The sequence below is a fragment of the uncultured Sphingomonas sp. genome, from assembly GCF_964237335.1.
In the GTDB taxonomy this organism is placed as follows: domain Bacteria; phylum Pseudomonadota; class Alphaproteobacteria; order Sphingomonadales; family Sphingomonadaceae; genus Sphingomonas.
Genome location: NZ_CAXSHM010000001.1, coordinates 216,575 through 237,124 on the forward strand (window position 1 = coordinate 216,575; position 20,550 = coordinate 237,124).

19 protein-coding genes are annotated in these 20,550 nt (G+C 69.4%); 3 read left to right on the forward strand and 16 right to left on the reverse strand.

Annotated elements, in window-relative coordinates:
• Positions 1-27: 27 nt before the first annotated feature.
• From infB to rimP, 5 genes are read right to left on the reverse strand one after another with little or no spacing between them, the layout of a single operon-like run.
• Positions 28-2,880 carry a translation initiation factor IF-2 gene (gene infB, locus ACFE65_RS01030; RefSeq protein ID WP_375380461.1) on the reverse strand — a complete coding sequence of 951 codons (2,853 nt, stop codon included), beginning with the start codon at positions 2,878-2,880 and terminating at the stop codon, positions 28-30.
• Positions 2,881-3,663, reverse strand: coding sequence for a DUF448 domain-containing protein (locus ACFE65_RS01035; protein WP_375380462.1), 783 nt, complete (start codon positions 3,661-3,663; stop codon positions 2,881-2,883). It lies immediately after the preceding gene.
• A complete protein-coding gene (locus ACFE65_RS01040; RefSeq protein WP_375380463.1) occupies positions 3,644-3,952 on the reverse strand; it encodes a 4-oxalocrotonate tautomerase family protein in 309 nt (102 codons plus the stop codon). The genes ACFE65_RS01035 and ACFE65_RS01040 overlap by 20 nt, the downstream gene beginning before the upstream one ends.
• Positions 3,952-5,631, reverse strand: coding sequence for a transcription termination factor NusA (gene nusA, locus ACFE65_RS01045; protein WP_375380464.1), 1,680 nt, complete (start codon positions 5,629-5,631; stop codon positions 3,952-3,954). Before nusA ends, ACFE65_RS01040 begins: the two co-directional genes overlap by 1 nt.
• Positions 5,631-6,254 carry a ribosome maturation protein RimP gene (gene rimP, locus ACFE65_RS01050; protein ID WP_375380537.1) on the reverse strand — a complete coding sequence of 208 codons (624 nt, stop codon included), beginning with the start codon at positions 6,252-6,254 and terminating at the stop codon, positions 5,631-5,633. The genes nusA and rimP overlap by 1 nt, the downstream gene beginning before the upstream one ends.
• Before the next feature lie 173 nt (positions 6,255-6,427).
• On the opposite strand from rimP, the gene ACFE65_RS01055 reads away from it, so the two are divergent.
• Positions 6,428-7,567 carry a PQQ-dependent sugar dehydrogenase gene (locus ACFE65_RS01055; protein WP_375380465.1) on the forward strand — a complete coding sequence of 380 codons (1,140 nt, stop codon included), beginning with the start codon at positions 6,428-6,430 and terminating at the stop codon, positions 7,565-7,567.
• A gap of 22 nt (positions 7,568-7,589) precedes the next feature.
• Complete coding sequence (locus ACFE65_RS01060) at positions 7,590-8,381, forward strand: crotonase/enoyl-CoA hydratase family protein (protein ID WP_375380466.1); 792 nt, start codon at positions 7,590-7,592, stop codon at positions 8,379-8,381.
• A gap of 91 nt (positions 8,382-8,472) precedes the next feature.
• On the opposite strand, the gene ACFE65_RS01065 is transcribed toward ACFE65_RS01060, so the two are convergent.
• Entirely contained in the window at positions 8,473-8,739 is a 267-nt protein-coding gene (locus ACFE65_RS01065) for a hypothetical protein (RefSeq protein ID WP_375380467.1), read from the reverse strand.
• An 83-nt stretch (positions 8,740-8,822) separates the two neighbouring features.
• Between ACFE65_RS01065 and ACFE65_RS01070 the strand changes: the two genes are divergently transcribed.
• Positions 8,823-9,695, forward strand: coding sequence for a peptidylprolyl isomerase (locus tag ACFE65_RS01070; protein WP_375380468.1), 873 nt, complete (start codon positions 8,823-8,825; stop codon positions 9,693-9,695).
• A 227-nt stretch (positions 9,696-9,922) separates the two neighbouring features.
• Here ACFE65_RS01070 and ACFE65_RS01075 read toward each other — a convergent pair whose 3' ends face one another.
• The 10 genes from ACFE65_RS01075 to ACFE65_RS01120 form a co-directional block, all read right to left on the reverse strand.
• A complete protein-coding gene (locus tag ACFE65_RS01075; RefSeq protein WP_375380469.1) occupies positions 9,923-10,600 on the reverse strand; it encodes an ABC-type transport auxiliary lipoprotein family protein in 678 nt (225 codons plus the stop codon).
• 8 nt (positions 10,601-10,608) lie between these two features.
• Positions 10,609-11,586: an MlaD family protein gene (locus ACFE65_RS01080; RefSeq protein ID WP_375380470.1), complete on the reverse strand. Its 978-nt coding sequence runs from the start codon at positions 11,584-11,586 to the stop codon at positions 10,609-10,611.
• Positions 11,586-12,473 (reverse strand): ABC transporter ATP-binding protein, encoded by an 888-nt coding sequence (locus ACFE65_RS01085; RefSeq protein ID WP_375380471.1) that lies wholly within the window; start codon positions 12,471-12,473, stop codon positions 11,586-11,588. The genes ACFE65_RS01080 and ACFE65_RS01085 overlap by 1 nt, the downstream gene beginning before the upstream one ends.
• On the reverse strand, positions 12,473-13,594 hold the full coding sequence (locus ACFE65_RS01090) for an MlaE family lipid ABC transporter permease subunit (RefSeq protein WP_375380472.1): 1,122 nt from the start codon (positions 13,592-13,594) through the stop codon (positions 12,473-12,475). The genes ACFE65_RS01085 and ACFE65_RS01090 overlap by 1 nt, the downstream gene beginning before the upstream one ends.
• A 57-nt stretch (positions 13,595-13,651) precedes the next feature.
• Positions 13,652-14,914 carry a DUF445 domain-containing protein gene (locus tag ACFE65_RS01095; RefSeq protein ID WP_375380473.1) on the reverse strand — a complete coding sequence of 421 codons (1,263 nt, stop codon included), beginning with the start codon at positions 14,912-14,914 and terminating at the stop codon, positions 13,652-13,654.
• 64 nt (positions 14,915-14,978) lie between these two features.
• Complete coding sequence (locus tag ACFE65_RS01100; protein WP_375380474.1) at positions 14,979-18,164, reverse strand: efflux RND transporter permease subunit; 3,186 nt, start codon at positions 18,162-18,164, stop codon at positions 14,979-14,981.
• Between the two features lie 4 nt (positions 18,165-18,168).
• Positions 18,169-19,356 (reverse strand): efflux RND transporter periplasmic adaptor subunit, encoded by a 1,188-nt coding sequence (locus ACFE65_RS01105; protein ID WP_375380475.1) that lies wholly within the window; start codon positions 19,354-19,356, stop codon positions 18,169-18,171.
• A gap of 190 nt (positions 19,357-19,546) precedes the next feature.
• The gene (locus ACFE65_RS01110; protein WP_375380476.1) at positions 19,547-19,798 is read right to left on the reverse strand and encodes a GlsB/YeaQ/YmgE family stress response membrane protein; all 252 of its coding nucleotides are present in this window, start codon (positions 19,796-19,798) and stop codon (positions 19,547-19,549) included.
• Between the two features lie 88 nt (positions 19,799-19,886).
• Positions 19,887-20,186, reverse strand: coding sequence for a DUF1153 domain-containing protein (locus tag ACFE65_RS01115; RefSeq protein WP_375380477.1), 300 nt, complete (start codon positions 20,184-20,186; stop codon positions 19,887-19,889).
• A gap of 118 nt (positions 20,187-20,304) precedes the next feature.
• Positions 20,305-20,526, reverse strand: a complete 222-nt coding sequence (locus ACFE65_RS01120) for a hypothetical protein (RefSeq protein ID WP_375380478.1) — start codon at positions 20,524-20,526, stop codon at positions 20,305-20,307.
• Between the last annotated feature and the right edge of the window lie 24 nt (positions 20,527-20,550).

Genomic DNA, 20,550 nt, shown 5'->3' on the forward strand with positions numbered 1-20,550 from the left:
CTCCCGCGCGCGGGAGGGGGGAGGAGATCAGAGCGTCCGCTCACGCAGTTCGACCTCGTACGTCTCCAGGTAGTCGCCGGACTTGATGTCGGTGAAGTTCTGCGTGAACGTCACGCCGCACTCCAGGCCTGCCCGGACTTCGGCGACATCGTCCTTGAACCGCCGGAGCGACGCGATCTCGCCCTGGTAGATGATGACGTCGTTGCGCGTGATGCGTGCTTTCAGCGCCTTGCGGATATTGCCCTCAACCACCAGCAGACCGGCCGCGCGGCCCGTCTTGCCCGCAGAGAAGACCTCGCGGATTTCCGCCCGGCCGACGACCGTCTCGAACGCCTCGGGCCCAAGCTCGCCCGCCATGCCGGCGCGCACCTCGTCCGTCAGGTCATAGATCACGTCGTGATATTTCAGCGCGACCTTCTGACGCTCGGCGATCTCGCGCGCCTTGGCATTGGCGCGGACGTTGAAGCCGATGATCGGCGCCCCGCTCGCACCCGCCAGCGTCACGTCGCTCTCGGTGATGCCGCCGACGCCCGAGTAGAGGATCCGCGCCTTGATGAGGTCGGTCGAGATCTTGTTGATCGCGCCGACGATCGCCTCGACCGTCCCTTGCGTGTCCGCCTTGACGACCAGCGGATATTCGATCGCCTGCTTCTCGCGCATCGCGGAGAACATCGAATCGAGGCTGGCCGGCGCCGACGTGGTGCGCTTCTGGGTCAGCACCGACTGGCGATACTCCGCCACTTCGCGCGCGCGGGCCTCGTTGTCGACCACCTGCAGCGGATCGCCCGCCGCCGGCACGCCCGACAGTCCGAGCACCTCGACCGGCATCGACGGACCCGCCTCCTTCACCTGGCGACCCTTGTCGTCGACCAGCGCACGGACCTTGCCGGACTCGGCACCGATCACGAACACGTCGCCGACCCGCAGCGTGCCGCGGTTGACCAGCACCGTCGCGACTGGGCCGCGACCCTTGTCGAGCTTTGCCTCGATCACCGTGCCCTCCGCCTGACGATCGGGGTTGGCGCCCAGATCGAGCAGTTCGGCCTGAAGCTGGATCTTCTCGACCAGCTCGTCGAGGCCGGTCTTCTTGAGCGCCGACACCTCAACATCCTGCACGTCGCCGCCCATCTCCTCGACGACGACCTCCTGCTCCAGCAGGCGCTCGCGCACGCGTTGGGCATTGGCCTCGTATTTGTCGATCTTGTTGATCGCGACGATCATCGGCACGCCGGCCGCCTTGGTGTGGGCGATCGCCTCGATCGTCTGCGGCATCAGCCCGTCGTCGGCCGCGACCACCAGGACGACGATGTCGGTGACGTCCGCGCCGCGTGCGCGCATCTGCGTGAACGCCTCATGACCCGGCGTGTCGAGGAAGGTGACCTTCGACTTGTCCTTCAGTGTGACCTGATAGGCGCCGATGTGCTGGGTGATGCCACCCGCCTCGCCGCGCACCACGTCGGTGCCGCGCAGCGCGTCGAGCAGCGACGTCTTGCCGTGGTCGACATGGCCCATGATCGTGACGACCGGCGGCCGCGGACGCAGCGTCTCGACCGCGTCGTCGACCTCGTCGGTCGCGATGTCGATGTCGCTGTCGGACACGCGCGTGATGTTGTGGCCGAACTCGGTGACGAGCAGCTCGGCCGTGTCCTGATCGAGCGTGTTATTGATCGTGACGGGCATGCCCATCTTGAACAACGCTTTGACCAGATCCGCGCCCTTCTCGGCCATGCGATTGGCGAGTTCCTGGACGGTGATCGCCTCGGGCACCACGACGTCGCGGACCTGCTTGGCCTGCGCCTCGCGCGCGCCGCCGACGCCGCGGCGCTCCTTTTCGCGTGCGCGCTTGAGCGCGGCGAGGCTGCGCGAGCGTGCGCCGTCATCGCCGAGCGCGCGAGTGACGGTCAGCTTGCCCGACTGGCGGCGGTCGTCGCCGCGACGGTCGCGTTGCTGCGGCCGGGCGGGAACGCCGGCGCGCGGCGTCGCGACGCCGCTCGGCAACGGCCGTGACGGCGATCCGGCGCCGGTCGGCGCAGCAGGCGAAGCCGCGACGGGTGCAGGCGCGGGTGCCTCCACCGGCTTTGGCTGCGGCCTGACGATCTCGGGCCGGGCGACCGGCGAGAAGCGGCGTGGCGCAGGCATCGAAGAGTCGAGTGTCAACTCGGCGCTCGGAGCCGCGGGCGAAGCGGCCGGCGTGACACGCGGTCGAGGTGCGAGCGTCGCCGCCACGGGAGCAGGGGTCGCAGCCACCACGGGATCGGAGACAGGCTCCGGAGCGGACGCGGCTGCCGGCTCGGCGACGGCCTCAGGCTCCGCCACAGTCTCGCGCACCACCGGCCGGAACCCGCGCGGTCGCGGCCCGTCGATCGACACCTGCACCGGCTCGACGACCGGGGCCACTGGCGCCGGCTCGGGTGCCGCCACCGGGGTGGGCGCGACCGGCTCCGGCGGCGTGTCGCGCGCCTCTGCCTCGGCCTGGGCACGATCCTCGGCGCGACGCCGCTCGTCCTCGACCGCGCGCTGACGCTCGGCACCCTCGCGCTGGCGCGCGTCGCCGAGCGCGCTCATCCGCTGCTCTTCCGCCTCCCGCAGCAGACGCGCCTGCCGCTCCTGCGGGGACAGCGAGGCGTCGGCGCGCGGTGCGGCGGTCTGCGGCGCGGGAGCGGCGGGTGCCGGTTGCGCGGGTGCCGCGACAGGCGCCTCGGCGACGTCCGCCGGTCCGCCCTGCGGGCCCACGACGCGGCGACGCTTCACCTCCACCACGACCGTGTTCGATCGGCCGTGGCTGAAGCTCTGCTTCACCTTGCCGGTCTCGACGGTGCGGCGCAGCCCCAGTGGCGCGCGCATACCGAGCTTCGGCTTGTCGTTGTCGGTCTCGCTCACTCAATTTCCTCGTGCGTTCACGGCCTGGTGTGCGCCCACCTGCGCGCCGGCCCCAGTGTCCTGGGGTGTTCCGGTCGCCGTTGCTCCCTGCGAGGCCGTTACGCAAGGATCGTCAGGGCTGGGTCCGATGAAGTGCAGCCAGCGGTCGAGCATGTCGCCCACCCGCTTCGCCGCCGCGCGGTCCGTCAAACCGATATGTACCACATTCTCGCGGCCCAGCGCCAACGACAATATGGGACGCGTCACGGGCATCACCACCCCCTGGCGGCCGCTGCCTTCCTCGCCCTCGCCGACGCGCCAGGCCTGCGCGAGCTTGCGGCTGCCGTCCGCGCCCGCGTCGGCGGCGTGATACAGCGCATGGAGCCGACCCGAGCGCGCCGCGGCCTCGATCCGCTCGGAGCCGCTCAGCAGCGTGCCGGACCTGGCCTCCAGCCCCAACCGGTCGAGCGTCGCGCGCTCCAGTGCCGATGCGACCTGTGCCGGCAGGTCGTCGGGGATGGCGAACTCCGCCGTCTTGAACGCGCGAGCCAGCGCGCCGCGCAAGCGCCCCTTGGCGAGCGCCGTCTCGAGCGCCGCGCGGGTGACGCCGATCCATGCGCCCCGCCCGGGCGCCTTGGCGCGCACGTCGGGCCACACCCGCCCGTCCGGCCCGAGCGCGAGCCGCACGAGGTGATCGCGAGCGTCCTTCTCGCGCGACAAGATGCAGGAACGGACAGGATCCGACTTCCCCTCCCGCGCAGCAGGAGCGTCTAGCGCGTCGGTCTCATTGCGAGGGGTCCGCATGTGCGTCCTCCCCCGTCAGCGCCAGTTCCGGTTCGCTGCCCGCCGCAGCCGATGCGGACGGCGATGGCGCAGCTGGCGGCGGCGGAACGGCGGCCTTCGCCGCGTCCCGATCAACGAGCAACTGGCCGGCCGCGCCGTAATTCTCGGTCGACACCTCCTCGATCACGATCTGCACGGCGGCGGGGTTCTTGCCCAACCGGTCGACCAGCGACGCGGTCACGTCGGCGACGATGCCGGCCTTCTGCTCCCGGGTGGCGGTGCCCGAGATGCGGATCGAGACGAACGGCATCAGGCGTGCTCCTCGCCCTCGGCGGCAACCGCTTCGTCACCCGTGGCGGCCTCGGCCTCGCCTGCGTCCTCATCCTCGAACCAGTGCGCGCGCGCGGCCATGATGATCTCGTTGCCCTGCTCGTCGTTGAGCCCGAACGCGGACAGGATGCCACCCTTGGGCTCGGGACGCTTTGGCGCATCCTCGTTGCGGCGGCGCGGCTCGATCTTCTTCTTCTCGACCAGCTCGTCGGTCGCGAGGTCGGCGAGGTCGTCCAGCGTCTTGATGCCCGCCTTGCCCAGCGTCACCAGCATCGCCTCGGTCAGGTGCGGGATCGCCGCGAGGTCGTCGGACACGCCCATCACCACGCGCTCCTCGCGGTTCGCCGCCTCGCGCCGATCCAGCGCCTCGACCGCGCGCTCCTGCAACTCGCTGCCCAGGTCCTCGTCGAAGCCCTCGATCCCGGCGATCTCGTTCAAGTCGACATAGGCGACCTCTTCCAGGCTGGTGAACCCTTCGGCGACCAGCAACTGTGCGAGCGTCTCGTCGACGTCGAGCTCGTTCTGGAACGTCTCGGACCGCTCGACGAACTCGCGCTGCCGCTTCTCGCTCGCGTCCGCCTCGGTCAGTATGTCGATCGCCTTGCCGGTCAGCTGGCTGGCGAGCCGTACGTTCTGCCCGCGCCGGCCGATCGCGAGGGAAAGCTGGTCGTCGGGCACGACGACCTCGATCCGGTCCTCCTCCTCGTCGATCAGCACGCGGCTGACGCTGGCGGGCTGGAGCGCGTTGACGACGAAGGTCGCGGTGTCGGGCGACCAGGGGATGATGTCGATCTTCTCGCCCTGCATCTCCTGCACCACCGCCTGCACGCGGCTGCCCTTCATGCCGACGCAGGCGCCGACCGGATCGATCGACGAGTCGCGGCTGATGACGCCGATTTTCGCGCGCGAACCCGGGTCACGAGCAGCAGCCATGATGGTGATGATGCCGTCGTAGATTTCGGGCACTTCCTGCGCGAACAGCTTCTTCATGAAATCGGGGTGCGCGCGGCTGAGGAAGATCTGCGGGCCCCGCACCTCGCGCGCCACCTTCAGGATCAGGCTGCGGATGCGGTCGTTGACGCGCACCACCTCGCGCGGGATCTGCGCGTCGCGGCGGATGACGCCCTCCGCCCGGCCCAGGTCGACGACGACATGACCGAACTCGACGCGCTTGACGACGCCGGTGATGATCTCGCCCTGCCGATCCTTGAACTCCTCATACTGGCGCTCGCGCTCGGCGTCGCGGACCTTCTGGAAGATGATCTGCTTCGACGCCTGCGCCTGGATGCGGCCGAACTCGATCGGCGGCAACGGATCGACGATGTAATCGCCGACGGCGGCGCCGGGCTGCAGCTTCTCCGCCTGCGCGACGTCCACCTGCTTGAAATAGTCGTCGACCGCCTCGACGACCTCGACGACGCGCCACAGCCGCAGGTCGCCGGTCTGCGCGTCGAGCTTGGCGCGGATGTCGTTCTCGGCGCCATAGCGGTTCTTGGCCGCGCGCTGGATTGCGTCCTCCATCGCCTCGATCACGATGGCGCGATCGATCATCTTCTCGGTCGCGACCGAGTTGGCGATCGCGATCAGCTCGGCGCGGTTGGCGGTGGCGACACCGGACGAAGCGCCGGTGGAGCCGGCGGTAGAGGCTTTGGTGGCCATCAGTTCGTTTCCTCTTCTTCGGCGGCATCGTTCGCCGCATCAAGTTCGTGTTCGTCCGCGCCTTCGCCGGGCGCCTCCTCGAACTCCTCGGCTCCCGCCGACGAGAGCGGCCGGGTCGCGGCGATCAGCCGGTCGGTAAGGAGCAGCTTGGCATCGGCGATCTGGGCGAAGGCGACGCTCATCACCTTGTGCTTGCGCACGTCGATGCTGACGAGATCGCCCTCGACGCCGATCAGGTCGCCGGTCAACTGCTTGCGGCCGTCGAGCGGCTCGGCAAGCATCAACCGCGCCTCGTGCCCGGCCCAATCGGCAAAATCCTGCAACCGGGTCAGCGGCCGGTCGATGCCGGGGGACGACACCTCCAACCGATACGCCTCGTCGATCAAATCGCGCCCCGCCGCCTCCGCCTCGTCGAGCCGGTCGGAGATGCGGCGCGACAGCTCGGAACAATCGTCGATCGTCAACTGACGCGTATCGGGCCGTTCCGCCATCACCTGCAACGTCGGGTCGGACGCGCCGCCGAACATGCGGACCCGCACCAGCGCGAAGCCGAGCGCTTCCGCCTCCGGCGCGATCATCCGTTCGAGAGCGGCCCAATCCTTTGCAAAGGCTTCCGCCAAGATCGTGCACCTTTTCCGACATGCGAGTAGGCCGCCGGAACCGGGTGGCTCCGACCTCTTCACCGCAACGATGTAGAGAACGTGGCAGCGCTATAGCTTCGGCCACAATCCTAGGCAAGCATCATCCCCGGCCAGGGGCGATCGCAACCCGACGTGCTTCCCGACGTTGCGCGATGATGACCAAATCGATCCCGCTACTCTCACTTGTCCTGCTTGCCGGCGCCGCCACGGCCCAATCGCTGCCCAGGGATGCGCCGACCGACCCCACGCACCGCAACGTGCCCGCCACCACCGGCCGCGCCAACCTGCCCGAGTCGGCGCAGCTTCCGTTCACCGTCGAGACGATCGGCACGTTCGACGAGCCGTTCGCGATGAACTTCCTGCCCGACGGCCGCCTGATGGTGACGGAAAAGGCGGGGAAGCTGAAGATACGCGGCACTGACGGATCGGTCTTAGCGATCTCCGGCGTGCCTCCGGTGGCGAAGGGCGGCCAGGGCGGGCTACTGGACGTGATCGCCGCGCCTGATTTCGCGACCAGCCACCACATCTACTGGACCTATTCGGAGGCTGCCGGCGCCGGCAGCCAGCTCGCGATGGCGCGCGGGACTCTGACCGGGCGGACGCTGACCGACGTCGCGGTGCTGTGGCGATCGGGCTCGGCGGGCCCGGGCGGGCAGTTCGGCGCGGTGATCGCCTTCGCGCCCGACGGCCGATCGCTGTTCCTGTCGTCGGGCGAGCGCCAGCGCTTCACCCCGGCCCAGGACCCAGCACAGAAGCTCGGCAAGATCATGCACCTGACGCTCGACGGCCAGCCTGCACCCGGCACCCGCGACGGCATCCTCACGAGCGGCAACCGCAATCCCTACGGCCTCCAGTTCGATCGGCAAGGCCGATTGTGGGAGGTCGAGATGGGCCCCAAGGGCGGCGACGAGCTCAACGTCATCCTGCCCGGCCGCAACTATGGCTGGCCGATCGTCTCCAACGGCGACAATTACGACGGCACCCCGATCAACGACCACCCGACGCACCCCGAGTTCGAGGCGCCGAAGTTGTGGTGGAACCCGTCCATCTCGCCGGGCGGCATGATGATCTATTCGGGCGCGCTGTTCCCGCAATGGCAAGGGTCGGCGTTCATCGCGGCGCTGTCGGACGAGGCGCTGATCCGTGTGACGGTCGCCGGCGACACGGCCAAGCCCGCCGATCAATGGGCGATGGGCGACCGCATCCGCGATGTAGTGCAGGCGCCCGACGGCTCGATCCTGTTGCTGGGCGACGGCGACGGGGCGAAGCTGATGCGGTTGACACCGCGGCATTGATGCGTGGGGTGGAGGAGGTCGAATGACTGACCAGCGCGTGACGATCGACATCGCGGGCGGCATCGCCGACGTCCGGCTATCGCGGCCGGACAAGATGAACGCGCTCGACCCGGCGATGTTCGACGCGATCGCGAGGGCGATCGCGACGCTCAGCGTCACGCTTGGCCTGCGCGCCGTGGTCCTGTCGGGTGAGGGACGCGCCTTTTGCGCCGGGCTCGACATGGCGAGCATGGCATCGGGCGGATCGGGCACCGCGCTCGGCCCGCGCAGCCATGGCCCGGCCAACCTGCCGCAGCATGTCGCCTGGGGCTGGCGCACGCTGGCGGTGCCGGTGATCGCCGCCGTCCACGGCGTCGCGTTCGGCGGCGGCTTCCAGATCATGACGGGCGCGGACATCCGGATCGCGCATCCCGGCGCGCGCTTCGCGATCCGGGAGCTGCACTGGGGCATCGTGCCCGACATGGCCGGCATCGCGCTGTGGCGCACGCTGGCGCGTGACGACGTGCTGCGCGAGCTGACCTACACCGCGCGCGAGTTCGACGCGGGCGAGGCGCTGGCGCACGGTTTCGTCACCAGGGTGGCGGACGATCCGCATGCCGAGGCGCTGGCGCTCGCACGCACCATCGCGGGCCACAATCCCAACGCGATCCGCGCGGCCAAACGCCTATTCGCGGTCGCCGCCGACGCGGACGGCCACGTGATAATGCAGGCGGAAAGTGACGAGCAGGTGGCGCTGCTGGGCTCAGCCAACCAAGCGGAGGCGGTGCGGGCAAATCTGGAGAAACGGCCGGCGGTATTCATCGACACGGCCTGACCATCGTCATCCCAGCGAACGTTGGGATCGCGTCGTAGGTAGGACCACTACCCGCCGTCACCCCAGCGTTCGCTGGGGTGACGGCGGGTCGCTACAGCACCACCGTCTTCGGCTTCGCCTCCTCGATCGCCGCCAGGACCATCCGCTCCCAAATCGCAACGTCACCCGCCGCGGCCATTGCCTGGTCGGGTTCCCGCAAGGTCCTCAGCACGGCGGCCGCGTCCGCCAGATAGTCCTTCCACACCGCCTCGACATGTGCGGAGGCGGACTCCTCACGTCCCTCGGCATTTGCGCTGATCCGCTGGCCGGCCAGCGTCCGGGCGATCCGCTCGGCTACGGGGGTGGTGGACACGTCCATCGGTCATTCTCCTTGTCGCACCCAACAACGGCGCAGCAGGACGGCGGTTGCCTCTGACGCATGGTTCATGCGAGCCTCAGGCGATGATCCCCGCATTGCTCCTCGCCCTCCAGGCCGCGCCTGCCGCCGCCGCCGCACCGCTGCCGTCCGATCCTCTGCCCGGCGACTGGCGACCCATCCCCGACGACGAGCTGCTGGTGATGACGCTGGCGGGCGGCCGCACCGTCACGATCCGCCTCGCCGCGGCGCAGGCGCCCGAGCATGTCGCCAACATCCGCCGGCTGGCGCTCGCGCACTGGTGGGATGCGACCAGCGTCTATCGGGTGCAGGAAAACTGGGTCGTGCAATGGGGCGGCCAGCCGGCCGACGCCCCCACCGATCCGGCCAATAAAACGCTGCCGGACGGCGTTGTGAAGGCGCCTGCCGCCGAGTATGACCTCACCGGCGGTTTTCACCCGGTCCAGCGCCTCGCGCGAAGTGACGCCTACAGCGCCGCATCCGGCATCACCGCCGACGGCTGGGCTGTGGCGGGCGATGCGGCGGGGAGCGGCTGGCTGGCGCACTGCTACGGCACGGTCGGCGTCGCGCGGGACGCGGCGCCCGACACCGGCAGCGGATCGGAATTGTTCATGCCGCTCGGCGGCGCAGCGCGGCGACTGGACCGCAACTACACGATCATCGGGCGGGTGATCGACGGCGCGCAATATCTGTCCGGCCTGCCGAGAAGCGGCGCGGCGATGGGTGTCTATGCGACCACGGCCGAACGGACCTCGATCATCTCCGCCCGCCTTGCCAGCGACCTCCCCGCCGCCACCCGCCCGCACTGGCAATACCGCAGCGCCGACAACCCGCGTTTCGCCGCGATGATCGCCGCGCGCGAGCATCCCAAGGCGATGGTGGCACTGGGCGGCGTCGACGTGTGCGACGTACCGCTGTCGGTCAGGCGGGCGGAGTAGGACAACCGAGCGCTTGCGCACGGTAGCTGTTAAGTTCGGCTACCATCCGCTCGGGTTAGCCCTAGTCCGAAAAAGATAATGCTGAACCATCCGGTCCAGCCGCCCCCGTCGGGTCTACGCACCATCCAAACCGCAATTGCCCCAAAAGCCTGTGCTGACCGCGAGATAAAGGAGCGTCTTGCGACGCGAGCCACCAATCTCCCGTGTCCCCACCTACATGCCTCCACCTACCGCCCCACCCAGTCCGCTACCTCAGCCGCAACCTGGTTCGCCGCGGCGTTCAGCCCCAGCCCGGCGCCGTCCGCATCGATGCTGGCCACCGGCACGTGCGCCTCGAAGCGTTGCTTGACGATGCCGCCGCCCGTCGCGCGGAGCAGGGAGGCGTCGTAGACCACGACCGCCGATCGGCTGGCGGCGTCGATGCCGAACGTGCGCAGCTCACCCGTCAGCTGCGCCGATCCGGTCTGGTACGACTGCGCGCTGCTCAGCACGATGCGGCCCGTGCGCGCGGTGATCGTGTCGCTCAGTACCCGCTGGAACCCCTGCGCCGGCGGCTCCACCCAAATCGCTTGCTTGATATAGGCGACGGTGGTGGGGCTCGCCTGCACCGGCACGCGCGGTGTGGCGAGTTCCTGCGGGACCGTCGGCACCTGGATAGTGATCGACGCGGTGCCGCCGCCACCCTGCTGGGGCGCGAGCGTCTGGTTGGTGACGGTCGCCACCGGCTGGCCACCGAGCGACAGCGTCGAGGCGGTGGTGCCCGGCGACACCGCCGCCACCTGCTGCTGCCCCACCGGCACCTGCGCGGTGCTGGTCAGCGTCAGGAGCACAGGTGGCGGCTTGGCGCCGAAGCTGATGCAGCCGGCGAGCGCCATGGTGGTCGCCAACGGTACGAGCGTCTTCATCGCGGCCATCACTTGCCCTTACCCCCGCTCTTGCCCGGCTTGTAGTCCGGCAGCTTGGGGCTGCCGATCAGCGAGCTGGCGCCCTGCTGGTCCACCTTGGTGGCGATCGAATTGAGCGACTGCGCGGTTTCGCGCAGGTCGTGCACCAACTGCCCGACCTCGGGCACCGTCTGCTTCGAGAACGCCTGCAGCCCCGGACGCGCGTCGCCGAGCGCGGCGTTGAGGGTGTCGGTGCTCTTCCTCGCCGACGCGATCGTCGCGTTCAGGTTGGCGATCGTCGGCTTCACGTCGTTGGCGAGCAGGCCGTTGCTGGTCTGCGCCAGGTCGCCGATCTGCTTGGCCGCGACGCCGGCCTGCGCGATCGCGACGCGGGTCTGCGCCAGCGTCGCCGCGATCTCCGGCGCCCGATCAGCGAGCGCGCTCGTCAGCCGGTTGGTGTTCTGGAGGATGCCCGCGATCGACGCCTGGTTCTTGTCGGTCAACAGCCCGGTCAGCCGCTCCGTCAGTGTCGACAGCCGCTCGAGGAGCTGCGGCGCCGAGTTGAGGATCGCGCCCAGGCCGCCCGTCTTGGTCGGGATCACCGGCACGCCATAGGGGCAATCGTGGTTGGGGACCGGCTGCGGGCAGACCAGCGCCGGCTGACCCTTGAGGCCGCCGTCGAGGCTGACGGTGCTGGTGCCGGTGAAGCTGCCCTGGATCGTCGCGGTGGTGCCCTGCAGGATCGGCACGTCGTCCGTCACCTGGACGCGCACGCGCACGAACTGCGGATCGAAGATGCGGATCTCCTTCACCTGCCCCGAGACGACGCCCGAATAGGTGACCTGAGACCCCTTCGCCAGGCCGTCGACGGCCTGTTTGTAGAAGATGTCATATTCCTTCATGTGCGTGCCGCCGATGCGCGCGAGCCACACGGTGAACAGCGCCAGCAGCGCCAGCAGGATCAGCACCACCGCGCCGACGAGCACATGGTTGGAACGCGTTTCCATCAGCTCGCCGCCTTGCCTGCCTGGGATTGATCCGACGGTGCGGCCATGTCGGCCTCGATCTCATGCCGCTCGGACGTGTCCTGTCCCTGCGTCGCCGCCGCCGCGCGACCGCGCGGTCCGCGGAAATACTCCTGGATCCACGGATGGTCCAGCGCGAGCAGCTCGCTGATCGTCCCGACCGCGATCACCTTGTGGTCCGCCAGCACCGCCACGCGGTCGCAGATCGCGTAGAGCGAGTCGAGATCGTGGGTGATGAGGAACACCGTCAGGCCCAGCGTCTTCTGCAACGCCTTGGTCAACTCGTCGAACGCCGCCGCGCCGATCGGATCAAGCCCCGCGGTCGGCTCGTCGAGGAACAGCAGTTCGGGGTCGAGCGCGAGCGCACGCGCGAGGCCGGCGCGCTTCCTCATGCCGCCCGACAGCTCGGCGGGATATTTGGGCGCGGCGTCCGCCGGCAGCCCGGTCATCACGACCTTGTAGGCCGCGATCTCGGCCATCAGCGCCAGATCGAGGTCCGGGTAGAACTCGCGCAACGGCACCTCGACGTTCTCGGCGACCGTCAGCGTCGAGAACAGCGCGCCGCCCTGGAACAGCACGCCCCACCGCTTGCGCACCGCGGTCGCCTCCGTCGCGTTGCGGCCGATCGTGGGCTCGCCGAACACATGGACCTGGCCCGCCGCGGGCGGCTGCAGCCCGATGATCGAGCGCATCAGCACCGACTTGCCCGTGCCCGATCCGCCGACCACGCCCAATATCTCGCCGCGCCGGACGTCGAGATCGAGATCGTCGTGCACCACCTGATCGCCGAAATGGTTCCGCAGGCCGCGGACGGTGATGATCGGATCGGCGTCGAAGTCGAGCCCCGGGTCGGTGTCGTGGCGCGCCATCAGATCCAGCCGATCTTCTCGAAGAACACCGCGAAGAACGCGTCGAGCACGATCACCATGAAGATCGACTGCACCACCGCCGACGTCGTGCGGCTGCCGACCTGCTCGGCGTCGCCCTCCACCTGCATGCCCTGGTAGCAGCCGATGATCGCGATCATCACGCCGAAGACGGGCGCCTTGATGAGGCCGATGTACAGGTCGGTGATCGGCACCACCTCCTGGATGCGCTGGATGAAGGTGACGGGCGGGATGTTGAGCGTCGTCCACGCGAGCAGCCCGCCGCCGACGATCGACAGGATCGATGCGTAGAAGGCCAGCAGCGGCATCATCACGACGGCGGCGATGACGCGCGGCAGCACCAGCGCCTCCATCGGCGAGACGCCGATGGTGCGCATCGCGTCGATCTCCTCCGTCAGCTTCATGGTGCCAAGCTGCGCGGCGAACGCGCTGCCCGATCGTCCGGCGACCATGATCGCGGTCATCAGCACGCCGAGCTCGCGCAACGTTAGCCGGCCGACAAGGTTGATCGTGTACACCTCCGCGCCGAACTGCTGGAGCTGCACCGCGCCCTGCTGGGCGATCACGATGCCGATCAGGAAGTTCATCAGCCCGATGATGCCGAGCGCGGAGACGCCCACCACCTCGAACCGCTGCACCGTCGCGTTGAAGCGGAACCGGCGCGGCGGCCGGACGATGCTGACCAGCACGTTGCCGAACGCGACCACCGTCGCGCCCAGGAAGCCGAGCAGCCCGATCACCGTCGATCCGGCGGTCGCGGTCGCGTCGCCGATCTCGCCGACGACCCGGGCGAAACCGGCCTGCGGCGCCACGCGGGTCGCGACCGGCTGATCCGCCTTTTCCACCTGCTGGAACAGGTGGCGGTTGTCGCCGGACACGCCCTCTATCCGCGCGTGATGCTGCAGGGCGAAGCGGTGGACGACCCAGGCGCCGATCGTGTCGATCCGGCCGACCGCCGACAGGTCGACGGTGGCGACGTCGCCCGACACGCCGTTCAGCCGCTCGGGCAGCTTGCCGAGCTCGGACAGCCGCAGGTCGCCGGTGAAGCGCAGCGTGCGGCCATCGCCCGTGCCCTGCTCGTCGAAGTCGGCTCGTCCGCTCATGTCCGCGGACCCTTGCTGCAAAGGTTGCTCCACCGCAAGCGCATCAGGTAAGGCGCCTCACAGCGCGACGTCCACCACATGGATCGCCAGCCCCACCAGTCCGCCGACGATCGTGCCGTTGACCCGGATGTACTGGAGATCGCGGCCGACCTGGTTCTCCAGCCGGCGGGTGATGGTCCGCGCGTCCCAGCCGCGCACCGTCTCCGACACCAGCCGCACGATCGCGTCGCCGTAATCGGCGGCGATGCCGACGACCGCGCGGCGGACGAAGCGGTTGATCGTCGTCGCCAGCCGCCGGTCGCGGTGCAGCGTGTCGCCGATCTGGCGCAGCACCTCGCCCAGCGGCCCGCGCATCGCCCGCTCGGGATCGCGCGCGATCTTGAGGAGCCCGCCCCGCGCCTGCTCCCACAGGCCGTCGAGCCAGCGCTGCATCGCGGGGTTGGCGATCAGCTCGTCCTTCATCGCCTCCACCCGCGCCTGCATCTCGGGATCGGTCCGCAGCCGCTCGGCAAGGCTCGCGAGGCCATCCTCGGCGCGCACCCGCAACGGGTGGTCGGGATGCTCCGCCATGTCGGCCAGCAGCTTCTGCAGCCCCGCGATCAGTCGGTTGGCGACCGCCTCGTCCAGCCCCGTCCAGCGCAGCACCGCGCCGGCGCGGTCGTGGACGATCTGGCGGATCAGCACGTCGTTCGCCGCCAACGCGTTCGCCGACCAGCCGATCGCGCCGTCGAGCAGCGGCGCGTGCCGACCCTCCGCGATCGCCGCGCCGAGCAGCTGGCCCAGGATCGGCGCGATCTTGGTGTCCGCCAACCGCTGCCCCACCGCCGCCTTGACCATGCCGCCGAGCCGGGCGGGGTCGAGCCCTTCCAGCGCCTGCGCCACCAATTTCGAGGCGCCGCGGCGAAACCGCCCGCCCGCCTCCTCGGGCGGATCGGTCAGCCAGCGGGCGACCGCGCCGGCGACGTCGAGCGGTCGCATCCGCCGCGCCACCACCGTGGGGATCAGGAAGTTGGTGCGCAGGAACATGGCCAGCGTCTCGCCGATCCGGTCCTTGTTGCGCGGCACGATCGCAGTGTGCGGGATCGGCAAGCCGAGCGGGTGGCGGAACAGCGCGGTGACCGCGAACCAGTCGGCGAGGCCGCCGACCATCGCCGCCTCCGCGAACGCGCGCAGGAACCCGAAACCCGGCCGCGCCGGTGCCGCCAACCGTGCGATCAGGTAGAGCACCGCCATCGCGATCAGCAGCCCGGTCGCGACCGCCCGCATGCGCTTCAGCCCGGGGGGCGCTTCCTCGCGGGCGTCGATCATGCGGATGGCCATGGCGGGACGAATGACCGGCCGTCGCGAAGGTTCACCCGCGCCACCGTCGGCCGGCCGGTACCGCCTACTCCGCCGCCGGATGGGGCTCGTCGCCGCGATAGCCGATCGCGCCCGGGGCGGCCCCCTGCCCGGCACCGTGCCCGCGCCCGCCCTCGATCGCCGGACCGCGCGGCCCCTCGATCACCGGCGAACCATCGTCGCCCGGCCGATAGGTGAGCAGGCGCCTGCCCAGCCGCGGCCCGATCCACTCCTCGGCGCCCACCGCCAGGCTGAACGTCGCCGGCACGATCAGCAGCGTCAGGATGGTCGAGAGCGTCAGCCCGCCGATCACCGTGATGCCCATCGGCGAGCGGAACGAGCTGTCGCCGGTCAGCGCCATCGCGGTCGGGATCATCCCTGCGACCATCGCCACCGTCGTCATCACGATCGGCTGCGCGCGCTTGTGCCCGGCGTCCAGGATCGCCGCCATCGTCGGCACGCCGTGGGCCATCTCCTCCAGCGCGAAGTCGATCAGCAGGATCGAGTTCTTGGCGACGATGCCCAGCAGCATCAGCAGGCCGATGAACACCGGCATCGAGATCGGGTTGTGCGTGACGATCAGCGCGACGAGCGCGCCAAGCGGCGCCAGGAACAGCGACCCCATGTTGACGAACGGCGGCAGGAAGCGGCGGTAGAGCAGCACCAGCACCGCGAAGACCAGGAAGATGCCCGCCGCGACCGCGACCATGAAGTTCTGGATCATCTCCCCCTGCCATTTCGCCTGGCCGAGCGACAGTTCGCTGACGCCCAGCGGCAGGTTCTTCATGATCGGCAGCGCATGGATCTGCGCCATCGCCTGACTGGTGACGACGCCTGGCGGCATCGACGCGCCGACCGTCAGCTGCCGCTGCTGCGCCACGCGCTCGATCTTGGTGGGCCCCGCGCCGAAGCCGATCGACGCGACGACGCCGAGCGGCACGGACGCGCCGGTCGCGGTCTGCACCGGCAGGTTGGAGATCGTCGACAGCCGCTGGCGCGAATCCTGCGCGAAGGCGACGCGGATCGGCACCTGGCGATCGGACAGCGAGAACTTCGCGCTGTTCTGGTCGATGTCGCCCAGCGTCGCGATGCGGATCGCGCTCGACAGCGCGCTGGTCGTGATGCCCAGGTCCGCCGCCAGGTCCAGCCGCGGCGTGATGACGATCTCCGGCCGCTGGAGGTCCCCGGTCACGCGCGGCGCGACGACGGTGGGCAATTTCTGCATCTGCTCCATCAGCGCGAGCGCGGTCTGCTGCAACAGCTTGGGATCGTCACCGCCCAGCGTCACCGTCAACGGCAAGCCGCTCGACCCCCAGCCGTTCTGCGAGCGGAAGGTGACGCGCGCGTCCGCGACCGCCGCCATCTCGGGCGCCAGGCTCCGCTCGAAGTCCGCGGAGCGCATCGTGCGCAGCTTCTTGTCCTTGAAGATCGCCGTGACATTGCCGCGGCCGACGAACGAGCGCTGGTAAACGTCTTGCACCTGCGGCTGGCGCTTGAGGATCGCGGCGACGCGGTCGACCACCAATTTGGTATCGGCGAGCGTCGTGCCGGGCACCATCTCGATGACGGCGGTGCTGCTGTCGGCGTTGCTCTCCGGCTGGAACTCCATCGGCAGCGCCATGACGCACACGACCGTCAGCGCCATTGCGACCGCGCCGGCGACGATCGCCGACCAGCGGTGCTTCAGCGTCCAGCGAAGCGTCGCCATGTAGCGGTCCATCAGCCAGCCTTCGCCATGGCTCGCCTGCCCGTGCGACTTGAGGAAATAGGCGGCGATCATCGGCGTCAGCAGCCGCGCGACCGCCAGGCTCATCAGCACCGACACGACGACGGTCAGGCCGAAGTTCTGGAAGAACTGCCCGGCGACGCCCGGCATCAGCGCGACGGGCAGGAACACCGCGACGATCGCCATCGTCGTCGCCAACACGGCGAGGCCGATCTCGTCGGCGGCATCGATCGACGCCTGATAGGCGCTCTTCCCCATCCGCATGTGGCGGACGATGTTCTCGATCTCCACGATCGCATCGTCGACCAGCACGCCCGCGACCAGGCTGAGCGCCATCAGCGTCATGTTGTTGAGCGTGAAATGCAACAGGTCGAGGATCCAGAACGTCGGGATCGCCGACAGCGGGATCGCCAGCGCCGAGATGACGGTCGACCGCCAGTCGCGCAGGAAGATGAACACGACGAGGACGGCAAGGCCCGCGCCCTCGATCATCGCCTCCATCGCCGCGTGATATTGCACCTCGGTGTACTTCACCGTGTTGGAGATCATCTGGAAATGGACACCGGGATTGCGCTTCTCGAGCGCGGCGAGCTTCTCCTGCGCGCCATGGAACACGCTGACGTCCGAGCCATTCTTCGCGCGCTGGAAATCGAACGAGACGACCTGCCGCCCGTTGAGCGCCGACGAGGATCGCTGCTCGGCATACAGGTCGCGGACCTGCGCGATGTCGGACAGGTGGACGGTGCGGCCGTTGCCGACCGAGATCTGCGACTGGCCGAGCGCATAGGCGTCCCGGGCGTTGCCCAGCACGCGCAGCGACTGTTCGGCGCCGCCGATCTCGGCGCGGCCGCCGGCGGCGTTCAGGTTGATCTGGCGCAGCTGCGCGTTGACCTGGATCGCGGTCAGGCCCTGCGCCTGGAGCCGGACGGGGTCGAGGATCACGCGGATCTCGCGCGACACGCCGCCGTTGCGCTCGACGGTCGCCATACCGGGCACCGCCAGCAGCTCCTTGGCGACGGTGTTGTCGATGTACCAGCTCAGCTGCTCGACGGTCATGTCGGTGCTGATCGCGGCATAGTCGGCGAGATCATCACCCGTCGAGTTGGCGCGCATCACCTGCGGCTCGAGTATACCCTCGGGGAGGTTGGAGCGGATCTGCTGGATCGCGCTGCGCACGTCCTCCACCGCGCGATCGATCGGCGTGCCGATGGTGAGCTGGACGACCGTCTGCGAATCGCCTTCGGTGACGGTGGAGTCGATCTCGTCGATGCCCTGCAGGCTGCGCACCGCCGCCTCGACGCGCTGCGTCACCTGCGTCTCGAGCTCGCTCGGCGCGGCGCCCGGCTGACTGATGTCGACGATGACGACGGGGAAGTCGATATCGGGCTGTCTGTTCACCTCCATCGTGGCGAAGCTCAGGATGCCGGCGATCGACAGCATGAAGAACAGGACGATGGACGGGACCGGATTGCGGATCGACCAAGCGGAAATATGGCGGAAGTTCATCGGCTCAGCCTCCCATGACCGTCGAGGCCGCCTTCAGGATCGGCTGGATGCGCTGGCCCGCGTTGAGGAACGCGCCCGCCGACATCACCACCTTCTCCGTGCCGTCGAGCCCAGCGGCCACCGCGACGCCGTCGTCCGACACGGTGCCGAGCGTCACCGCCCGGCGCACGACCTTGTCGCCCGCGCCCAGCACATAGACGTAATTGCCGTGCTCGTCGCTCTGGACGGCCGATTGCGGCAGCAGCGGCGCGACCGCCGCGCCGCTGGTGATCGTCGCGGAGGCAAAGCCGCCGGGCCGCAGCGCAGGATCAAAGCGGAGCGCGATGCGCGCGATCCCCTGCCGGCTGGTCGGGTCGATCACCGGCGACACCTGCCACACCGTGCCTGTGAAGGCCGCCGTGCCACCGACCGGCGTGACGCGGGCGACCGAGCCGGCGTGGATCGTCGCGAGATCGCTCTCGGCGAGCAGCGCGCGCATCTCCATCTCGCCGCCCTGCGCCATGCGGAACAGCGTGCCGGTCCCGGCGCTGACGACCTGGCCGGGCTCCACTTGGCGCGTGAGCACCAGCCCTTCGGCGGGGGCGCGGATGTCGAGCCGGCCGTTGGTCGCCTGCTGTTGCGCGAGCTGCGCCTGCGCCATCTTCACCCGCGCGTCCGCGGCATCGCGGGTCGCGGTCTTGCTCTCGATATCGGCGCGCGAGATGAAGCCGCGATCGACGAGCCGGTTCGCGCGGTCGAGCGCCGACTGGGCGAGCGTCGCGTCCGCCTGCGCTACCTTGATGGAGGCGGCCAGGCTCACAGCCGTCTCCTGCTGCACCGACCGGTCGATCGTCGCGAGTACCTGTCCGGCGTGGACCCACTGGCCCGGCTGGACGAGCACCGCCGTCACCCGGCCGCCCTCGCCCGCCACGCCGACCGGCATGTCGACGCGCGCGGCGAGCGATCCGGTCGCGGACAGCGTGCGGTCGATCGTGCGCCGGCCAGGCTGGATCACGGTGACGCGCGGCACCTGGTCGGTCGCCGACGCCGCCGCGGCGTCCGGACTGCCGCGGCCGAAGAAGAACGCCGCGAGCGCCAGCACCACGACGATCGCGACGATCGCGACGATCAGCGTGCGGCGACGACGCGGGCGTGGGGGCGCCGGCAGCACCAGTTGCGGATCGTGGCCGACGCCGCCCGTCTCGTAATTCATGCCCGCTGCTCGCCCGCTTGCCCTGCCCCAGCGCTGTATTAGCCGAATATCACACTGGCCTCAAGCGGCTTGGCCAGTCAGGCAGCGACGCGTCGTCACCGGCTTGATGCGCGTCGCCGACGTTGCGCTGAACGCAAAACGACCGCCCCGACATGGTCCGGGCGGCCGCTAATGCGGTCGTGTGGGCTGATTACCGAACGCGGCCGCGGCGCACCAGGTTCACGATCGCTAGCAGTATCACCGCACCGATCACCGAATAGATGAACGACTGGATCGTCAGCGCCTGGTTCAGATCCGCGCCACCCCCGAAGATGAAGCCCGCGATCGCCGCGCCGACGATGCCGACGATGATGTTGATCAGGATGCCGCCCTGATCCCGCATGATGAGCCCGGCGAGCCAACCCGCGACGCCACCCACGACAAGCCACAGAATGAAATGCATGACCCCTACCCTCCGTTGCGCCCCCGAAACGGGCGATGGCGGATAGACTCGCAACGACTATCTTTTGTTCCCAATACGATGATCTCGATCAATACCGCTGGTCGCGCTCATATTGCTTCTTGTAGATCTGGATGCGGGTGACGCGCAGCCCCTGAAGGCCCGATCGATCGACCGCCCGCTGCCAGCCGGCGAACTCCTCGACCGTCAGGCCGTACCGCGCGCAGACCTCGTCGATGCTCAGCAGGCCGCCGTTCACCGCCGCGACCACCTCGCCCTTGCGACGGATCACCCAGCGCGTCGTCTCGGGCGGCGGCAAGGTCTCCAGCGTCAGTGGCTCGCCGAGCGGACCGATCACCTTGGCGGGACGGATTTTCTGGTTCTCGATCATGCTTGTCCTCGGTCGGAGCGGGCGCCCCGAGCAATCGGTTCGCGACGACGTGTCGTGATGACGGGGGTGTAGGCCTGCCGCTTGAAGATCGGCTGAAACGGCGGGGTAAACGGCGCGTTCACTCCCAGTCGCCCCGGCGGCGGCGCCAGCCCGCGATTGCATCCGCCACCGGCCAGGCGAAGGACGCTGCGGTCCGCACGCGGGGAACGGGCAGCCGGGCCTGCATCATCGCGGTGGGGCTTGCCGCCTGCCGCGCGGCCGCGACCGCGAGGAGCGCCGTCGCCTGCGCGCGACCCTCCAGCCGGTTGCCGGGTAGAAACGATAAGGTACCAAGATCCAACCGCCATACACTCCTCACTCGCCG